At 42.6% G+C, this 8225-nt stretch carries 7 protein-coding genes; 4 read left to right on the top strand and 3 right to left on the bottom strand.

Annotated elements, in window-relative coordinates:
• Window positions 1–135 precede the first annotated feature (135 nt).
• Together clpB and ACTIE0_RS21320 are read right to left on the bottom strand one after the other, a co-directional pair.
• A complete protein-coding gene (clpB, locus tag ACTIE0_RS21325) occupies window positions 136–2754 on the bottom strand; it encodes an ATP-dependent chaperone ClpB (protein ID WP_006669214.1) in 2619 nt (872 codons plus the stop codon).
• Between the two features lie 217 nt (window positions 2755–2971).
• Window positions 2972–4693 carry a sensor histidine kinase gene (locus ACTIE0_RS21320; protein ID WP_006624101.1) on the bottom strand — a complete coding sequence of 574 codons (1722 nt, stop codon included), beginning with the start codon at window positions 4691–4693 and terminating at the stop codon, window positions 2972–2974.
• 368 nt (window positions 4694–5061) lie between these two features.
• Between ACTIE0_RS21320 and ACTIE0_RS21315 the strand changes: the two genes are divergently transcribed.
• Together ACTIE0_RS21315 and ACTIE0_RS21310 are read left to right on the top strand one after the other, a co-directional pair.
• Window positions 5062–5586 carry a DUF937 domain-containing protein gene (locus tag ACTIE0_RS21315; RefSeq protein ID WP_006624102.1) on the top strand — a complete coding sequence of 175 codons (525 nt, stop codon included), beginning with the start codon at window positions 5062–5064 and terminating at the stop codon, window positions 5584–5586.
• Between the two features lie 21 nt (window positions 5587–5607).
• The gene (locus ACTIE0_RS21310) at window positions 5608–5901 is read left to right on the top strand and encodes a TIGR03792 family protein (RefSeq protein ID WP_006617175.1); all 294 of its coding nucleotides are present in this window, start codon (window positions 5608–5610) and stop codon (window positions 5899–5901) included.
• Between the two features lie 13 nt (window positions 5902–5914).
• Here ACTIE0_RS21310 and ACTIE0_RS21305 read toward each other — a convergent pair whose 3' ends face one another.
• A complete protein-coding gene (locus ACTIE0_RS21305) occupies window positions 5915–6049 on the bottom strand; it encodes a hypothetical protein (protein ID WP_006624103.1) in 135 nt (44 codons plus the stop codon).
• A 114-nt stretch (window positions 6050–6163) separates the two neighbouring features.
• Here ACTIE0_RS21305 and ACTIE0_RS21300 point away from each other — a divergent pair, with 114 nt between their 5' ends.
• Window positions 6164–6979 carry a hypothetical protein gene (locus ACTIE0_RS21300; protein ID WP_006617174.1) on the top strand — a complete coding sequence of 272 codons (816 nt, stop codon included), beginning with the start codon at window positions 6164–6166 and terminating at the stop codon, window positions 6977–6979.
• An 8-nt stretch (window positions 6980–6987) separates the two neighbouring features.
• A complete protein-coding gene (locus ACTIE0_RS21295) occupies window positions 6988–7977 on the top strand; it encodes a nucleoside hydrolase (protein WP_006669215.1) in 990 nt (329 codons plus the stop codon).
• Window positions 7978–8225: the final 248 nt, after the last annotated feature.

Raw genomic sequence — 8225 nt, 5'->3', positions numbered from 1 at the left:
TTCAGCAATCCGCCCCCCTTTATGAAACGTTGCATTGTCCAATACTAGAGTCTGACCTGGCTTCAATGTTGGAATTATATATTTTCAATAACCTCGTGATTGTTAAGGATAAAGAATCAGTTAAAATTTAGTTTCTTACTTGATGATTAGTTCTCTGGGTAATTTCTTGAAAGAAAGCCGCTCATTTTCGACATCAACATAGATGGTATTTCCATCATTAAACTCTCCCCGAAGAATGCCTTTGGCAATTTGTGTTTCTAGTTCACGTTGAATAGCTCGTTTGAGGGGACGGGCTCCATAAACGGGGTCAAAACCGACATCAGCTAGGTAGTCCAGGGCGCTCTCAGACAATTTTAAGGACATTTTATGCTGCTCTAGGCGCTGAGAAAGATTGCCTAATTGTAGGAGGACAATTTCGCGCAATTGGTGGGGTTTGAGAGAGTGGAAAATAATAATTTCATCAATGCGATTAAGAAACTCTGGACGAAAAGCCGATCGCATAGAATCCATAACCCGGTGACGCATTTCCTCATAGCGAGAATCATCGCCAGCAATATCCAAAATATACTGCGACCCAATGTTACTGGTCATAATAATGATAGTATTTTTGAAATCGACAGTACGACCTTGAGCATCAGTCACTCGACCATCATCAAGAATCTGAAGCATGACATTAAAGACATCAGGATGAGCCTTTTCTATCTCATCAAACAGAATGACAGCATAGGGACGGCGGCGGATCGCCTCAGTGAGTTGTCCTCCCTCATCATAACCTACATATCCGGGAGGAGCGCCCAAAAGGCGGGAAACGGAGTGTTTCTCCATGTATTCAGACATATCAACACGCACGATCGCCTCTTCGGTGTCAAATAGGTAGGAGGCTAAAGCCTTAGCTAGTTCGGTTTTACCGACTCCGGTTGGTCCGAGGAAGATAAAACTAGCCACAGGTCGGTTAGGGTCGGACAGACCAGCGCGCGATCGCTGAATAGAGTCAGCGACGGCTGTTACAGCTTCATCCTGTCCCACTACCCGTTGATGTAACTCATCTTCTAAATGCAGTAATTTCTCCTTCTCAGATTCGACTAATTTACTAATAGGAATCCCCGTCCACTTAGAGATAATTTCAGCAATATCAGACTCGGTTACTTCTTCCCGGAGGAGAGTTTTCCCTCCGGTTTGAGTATCTTGTAATTGTGACTCAGCTTGATGGAGTTGTTTTTTGAGAGCTTCCAGGGTCCCATATTTCAACTCAGCAGCGCGGTTGAGATCGTAATTACGTTCGGCTTGTTGAATTTCAATGTTAACCCGATCAATCTCTTCTTTGAGGGACTGAATATGGGTAATTGTATTTTTTTCCGACTCCCACTGAGCGCTGAGGGTGCGTTGTTCTTCCTTCAGGTTGGCTAAGTCTTTTTCCAGTCGTTCTAACCTTTCTTGGGAGGCGGTATCACTTTCTTTTTGCAAAGACAGTTTTTCCATTTCTAATTGGAGGATTTTCCGGTCGATTTCGTCTAGTTCCTCCGGCTTAGAAGTGATTTCCATTTTCAACTTAGCAGCGGCTTCGTCTACCAAGTCGATCGCCTTATCAGGAAGGAAGCGATCGCTAATATAGCGAGTAGACAGAGTAGCCGCCGCCACCAAAGAACTATCAGAAATCTTCACCCCATGATGAACCTCATAGCGTTCTTTCAAGCCTCGTAAAATCGAGATAGTATCAACCACATTAGGCTGATCAACGTAAACCTGCTGAAAACGTCGCTCTAAGGCTGCATCTTTCTCAATATACTTACGATATTCATCTAAGGTTGTGGCACCAATACAGCGCAACTCACCCCTAGCTAACATAGGTTTCAGGAGGTTTCCCGCATCCATCGCACCTTGGGTAGCTCCCGCACCAACAACGGTGTGAATCTCATCAATAAATAGGATGATTTTACCTTCCGAGTCCGTCACTTCTTTCAGGACTGCTTTTAAGCGTTCTTCAAATTCTCCCCGAAACTTAGCCCCCGCAATAAGTGACCCCATATCCAGTGCTATTAGTTTTCTTTCTTGGAGAGATTGAGGCACATCTCCGGCGATAATACGTTGAGCCAATCCTTCTGCGATCGCAGTTTTTCCAACTCCTGGTTCCCCAATTAAAACCGGATTATTTTTAGTGCGCCGACTCAAAATTTGAATAGTGCGACGGATTTCTTCATCCCGACCAATTACCGGGTCTAATTTCCCCATACGCGCCGCTTCAGTTAAATCGCGTCCATATTTCTCCAAGGCTTCATATTTGCCTTCCGGGTTCTGATCTGTCACAGTTTGATTTCCTCGAATTTGGGTAATAATTTGTTGAAGTTTCGCTTCATCTAGTCGAAATTCTTGATAGAGAGTTTTACCAAATCTAGCATCTTTAGTGTAAGCCAATAACAGATGCTCAACCGATATATATTCGTCTCCATATTGTTGGCGGTAGGCTTCAGCGTTGTCTAACAGCGTATCTAAAGTGCGACCTAAATATACGTTGGTGCTGTTTCCTTTAATTTTCGGTTGACGATTAATAAAGTTTTCCGTACTTTCCCGGACCTTAGCTACTGATATTCCCGCTTTGTTAAATAAACTATTAGCCAGTCCATCTTGCTCTAGCAAGGCTTTCATCAAATGCTCAGTTTCGATTTGTTGTTGTTGAGCCTGTTTGACTATATCGGGAGTTTGTGCTAAGGCTTGCCATGCTTTTTCTGTAAATTTACTCGGATCTGTGGGTTGCATAATTTATAACCTCCTATACTGATTTTATCTAATAATTGACTGCTATTAACCATGGGGGACCTTTGGCGGAAGATTTTGATAAGAATGCCATCATTTTCTCAAGGTTTGAGTCTGTCCGACTATTTATAGACTTTAGCTTAATTGACTAGGGGCATTAGTTCTCTATTCCTAACCTTCGGGGTACGGATCACCGAAGTGATCAGCAGAGCTATGGTGGCTACAAATACTGACCAGAGACGTGGACTGGCAGCCAAACGACAAAGGTCGAGCCTACTCCTTCACGGCTTTTGACATAAATGCCGCCGCCTAAAATCTCACACAGTCGTTGGCTGATAGCGAGTCCTAAACCAGTGCCACCAAATCGTTTAGTTGTGGAAGCGTCAGCTTGGATAAAGGCTTTAAAAATGTGTTTAACCTGTTCTTTATTCATACCAATTCCTGTGTCTTTGACCTGAAAAACTAAATACTGAGTTTTAGCACTGGCAAATTTTTCGGCATTCAAGGTGTCTTTTTTCCACTCATTGGGAATTTTGGTTACTCGCTGCACTTGCAGGGTAATGGTTCCTTTATTGGTAAATTTGGAAGCATTACTTAATAGGTTTAATAGCACTTGTCTGACTTTGGGTAAGTCGGCATACATGGTGCCGAGGTCTTTGGCGGTTTTGACTTTCAGAGCGTTATGATTTTTTTCGGTTAAGGGGGTGGCGGTGGCTACGACATCATCAATTAATTGTTGTACGGCAAAATCTTCGAGATACAGGGTGACATGACCTGCTTCGATTTTGGAGATATCCAAAATATCACTAATCATGTCTAAGAGGTGTTTCCCGGCGGTTTGAATCCTCTCTAAATCGGGTAAAAAATCATCGTAGCCTAAATCTTTTGATTCTTCGTGCAGCATTTCGCTATAGCCAATAATGGCGTTTAAGGGGGTGCGAAGTTCATGGCTCATGTTGGCTAAAAATACGCTTTTTGATCGGTTGGCTGCTTCGGCGGCAATTTTGGCTTTTTGGAGTTCTTCGGTGTATTGTGCCACTCGTTTAATTAGTTGGTTAAGGGTGGTTGTGAGTTTGCCGATTTCTGTATGCTGGTCTTCCATTAGGGGAATTCTTAGGGCAAAATCGGAATCTTCTCCTACTTGATCAGCAATGTCAATCATTTTTTCAATCGGATCGGCGATCGCTTTACCTGTATATTTGGCTAGTAACCAACCTAAAACTATAGCGGTTAATAAACTTATTAATATAATGTTACGAGCGATACTTTGTCCGGTTTGTAATTCAACTAAGGCTAAGTCGGCGCGATCGCGGAAATTAACCGCTAACCGCAATGCTTCCCCAGACAAATCATAGAGGTTAGTGGCGGCGGGGCTGTTGTTGAAGTTGTTTAATGATTGTTGGATTATTTGTAGATTTTCTGGGCTATTATTACCAGTTTCTGTAGCTGGAAATATGCGGTTTATTTCCTCTGTATATACAGCGATCGCACTGCTATAATCCTGCAAAATTTCTTGTAATCTTTGATAGTCTGGCTGGATTTTAGGGTCCGTGGTGCTAGGCACTTCCTGCCAATTGTTCAGAGCCAGTTGTAATTGAAAAATTTCTGACCTAATTTGGGAAATTATGATTAATATTTTGTCGGGGTTGTTGATATTATTAACCAGCTTTTTTTGCTGGTCTTTTAGGTCAAAAATATTCGTATCTAAGTTAATTAAAAAATGGGCTTGGTTGTGATTAATCTTAAACTGTTTATTACTGTTATTGGTGAGAACTGTGTTAACTACAAATCCGGTTAACACACCCCCGACGGCTACACCGAGAACAATCATATAGCCACTACTAATTTTTTGCCGAATTCCCAAATTATTGAAAAACGGCAGAGACAACCCCCAAGGAGTTAGGGTATTTGAAGAATTGGGTTTGGGTGAGGTTTGAGGCATCCGTTGCTTTACAATTAGCCAGGAAGGTCTACAAAATACCAGGCGTAACCCTCGGTTCTGATGGCTGTCAGAATTTTAGATTTTGGGGATGTCTGATATTATTATCGGTATCTATAATTCAGGCGGCACATTCAGGATCAAGTTGAGCAGAAGGTGAGAACCTACTGGACAAGTATTCTAGCATTTTAATAAGTCAATTTTGATCAACCTTTGATAAACTTAATGAAGTTGGGAGATGCACGCTCAACAGTGTGCATGGGTCAAGGAACTTTGATAGTCCCCAGGCTATCTGCAAATTTTGGTTTTGGCATGGTGATGGCGCTAGGGGTACACTAGAAGTAAATTTAGTGAATGACGGGTAATTGTCCATGAAACTATTTGATCAAATTGTCGGTGCATTGAATAACCCAGCACTGCAAGCCAACATTAACCAAATTAATGATCTCATAAATACGGCACAACAGCTAGGGGTTAACTTTGGTGGGTCTCCGGAAACCACCCAGGCGGTGATGTCTGTGGTGGGGGACTATGTGCGATCGGCACTCAAGGAAAAGTGCAACCAGGAAGGCAAGGAGTCAGTACAATCCTTTGTTAATCAGTATAGTGGTATCCAAGCGAATCCTGCTGTGGTACAATTGCTATTTTCTCCCCAAACGCAAAATCGACTGATTGAAGCGGTCGAACAGCGCACCGGAGTTAATGCTCAGACTATTAGAAGTTTGCTGCCCCTATTGGTTCCTGTGGTTTTGAACTTTTTGCAAACTGGGACTAATAGCCAAGATCCACAAAAAGGCGAAAATCCGGTTTTGACGAGTTTCTTAGATAGTACCGGTGATGGAGAGGCTGATATTGCGGGTGTGCTGCGACTAGCTAGTAGCTTTTTTAAGCGCTAATCTGATAATTGGTCTAATGATATGGTGATTGAATGGTTACGGTTTAAGGTTCCCCCAACACTGTGGGAAGCCTTTATTCAGAAGGATGAACAGGTTTGGACAGAAGGACTGAAGCAGTTTCCGGGTTTTATTGGTAAGGAAACTTGGGTTGACCCCAAACTCGAAGAGGTGATCCTAGTAATTCGCTGGGAAACTCGCGAACAGTGGAAGTCCATTCCCACAGAAGCCTTAGAAAAGCTAGACCTAGCCATGGGTGATCTGAAAATGCCGATTATTGAAAGCTATGAGTATCAGGTGCGTAAGTTCCTACATTAAGGATTGAGGAAGATTAGCTGAATTTGTCAATGAGGGCAAACATAAGGTTAAGGGTCAGTAAACCTACCCCAATCAGGAGTCCGATAAACGTGGCAATACTCAAAAATGGACGAATTTTGGCGAATCCCTGGTTTGGTTTTGGTTCCATAAAACGGATAACTCCTGCTAGGCAACATATCGGACAATTACGGATTAGACTGGGATTATAACATAATTGCTTGTAGCATAATCGACCTGCTCACTTTTAACCTAAATTGAAATCATGGCTATGTTTTCTCCGATTTCTCACCCAAATCAATCTGTACTTAACCATAATCACAGTGCTGCCATGCCCAAACCTAATTCGTCAGAGTCTGATCTGTTAGCCTCGTCTTTACCTCAGCGCCACTGGTTGGAGTGGGCAGAATATATTTCTTTGGCAAGTTCTGCTATTGGGTCGGTGGTGGTGGCGCTTTCGGGTCAGGCTTTCTATGGGGTTGCGCCTCTGACTGTGGCTCTCTCTCTTAATGTTGCTAACCGACATCGCCTACAACAGTCTATGGGGGAAACTCAGGCTGATGTGGTTGAGGTTCGGGAGTCGGTGGAGGTTTTGGAACAAAAGGCGGTGCGGGCAATTTTGGGGTTGCGCCAACAACTAAGGGGAGATATTGAGGCACTACAAAGCCAATTACCAGAGCCTGTAAGTGAGGATGAATTGATGAGGGTTCGTGGGTCAAAACAGGTGGCTGTGTTAACGGAGTCTGTGGCTTCGTTTCAGAGTGAAATGTCTCAGGCTTTGGATGAGATGGAACAGCAGTTTCACCAGGAAATTGCCCCTTTACAGGGTAGTGTGATTGAGTTACAAAATGCGATCGCATTATTACAAAATCAACAGGGTAAATTGACAACTCCTGTTCAGCGGCAGGCGGGTGATGTGTCTCAAATTCAGGCTGAAATAGAACGCATATCTAATGAAAACGAGACAATTATTAAACCTCATATAAAACGTTTGCTTTTGGTAGTTAAACAAATGCAAAAAACTGAGAGTAATAATTATTTACCTCGTCCACCCAAACCCAATTCTAATAATAAGAATTAGCTGGCAATATGACATTAACAATAAAGCCGAGAAAAATTCTCTTAGATACTGACCCAGGTGGGGATGATGTGTTCGCTTTGCTATGGTTGCAAAGTTTGGTTAGCCAAGGTATGGCTGAATTGGTGGCGGTGACAACTGCAGAAGGAAATGTGGAGGCTCAACGCACTTTTACCACGGCTAGTCAGGTTCTGGCTTGGACTGGAATGGATGGGGTGACGGTGGGTCGTGGGGTGATGGGGGTTAATTCTTTGGTGGGAAATGCTAGTCATATTCACGGGGATGATGGTATCGGGAATTTGTCGGATACTTTACCGCCGCCTACCCATAATTTTGAGGAGGCTTTGGGTTCGCCACAGGTGATTATTGACTGTTTAGAAAAATATCCAGGGGAAATTACTATAGCAGCGATCGCCCCTTTAACTAATTTAGCCGCCGCAGAACAAATACGCCCAGGTATTCTCAAGTTAGCGCGGGAAATTGTGATTATGGGGGGTTCTTTTCATTTGGGGGGAAATGTTACCCCCCATGGAGAGTTTAATATTATTTATAACCCGGAAGCGGCGGCTACTGTTTTCGCCAGTCGTCATGATTTGGTGATGATTTCCTTAGATGTTACCCAGCATTTAATTTTCACCCCAGAAATTAGCGATCGCATAGCCGCAGTTAATCCCCAAAGTGCGATCGCAGAATTTATAGTTGATTTAGTCAAGTTCATGGTAACAACCGCCTTAAAAAACCGCCGCACTCGTGGGATTCCCGGTTTTTTAGTGCATGATGCCGCTACTATCGCTTATATATTCTACCCGGAATTATTCAAGTTTTACCGGGCGAAAGTTGAGATAGAAACCCAAGGAATATCAACTCGCGGTCTCACCTGGTTTGACCGCACCCATAAACCCAAATTAGATGTTAATAGTTGGGTAATTTCCGAGGTAGATGATGATATGTTTTTTGCGATTTTAGTCGAAGACTTGAAACAATTAATAATTAATAATTAATAATTAATAATTGATAATTGATAATTGATAATTAATTACCGATTACCGATTGTCCATGGCCGATTATCGATGGTTGAAAGGATTAATTTTCGTCGCTGAGAATTTGAGGAACTCGGAAGAAATCCCCTAACAATTAATAATTAATAATTAACAATTAATAATTAATAATTAATAATTAATTACCGATTACCGATTGTCCATGGCCGATTATCGATGGTTGAAAGGATTAATTTTCGTCGCTGAGAATT

It is taken from the genome of Limnospira sp. (assembly GCF_051859755.1).
Classification (GTDB): Bacteria; Cyanobacteriota; Cyanobacteriia; order Cyanobacteriales; family Microcoleaceae; genus Limnospira; species Limnospira fusiformis.
The sequence above is the reverse complement of the archived record's forward strand: the minus strand, read 5'-3'. Positions and strand labels throughout refer to the sequence as shown.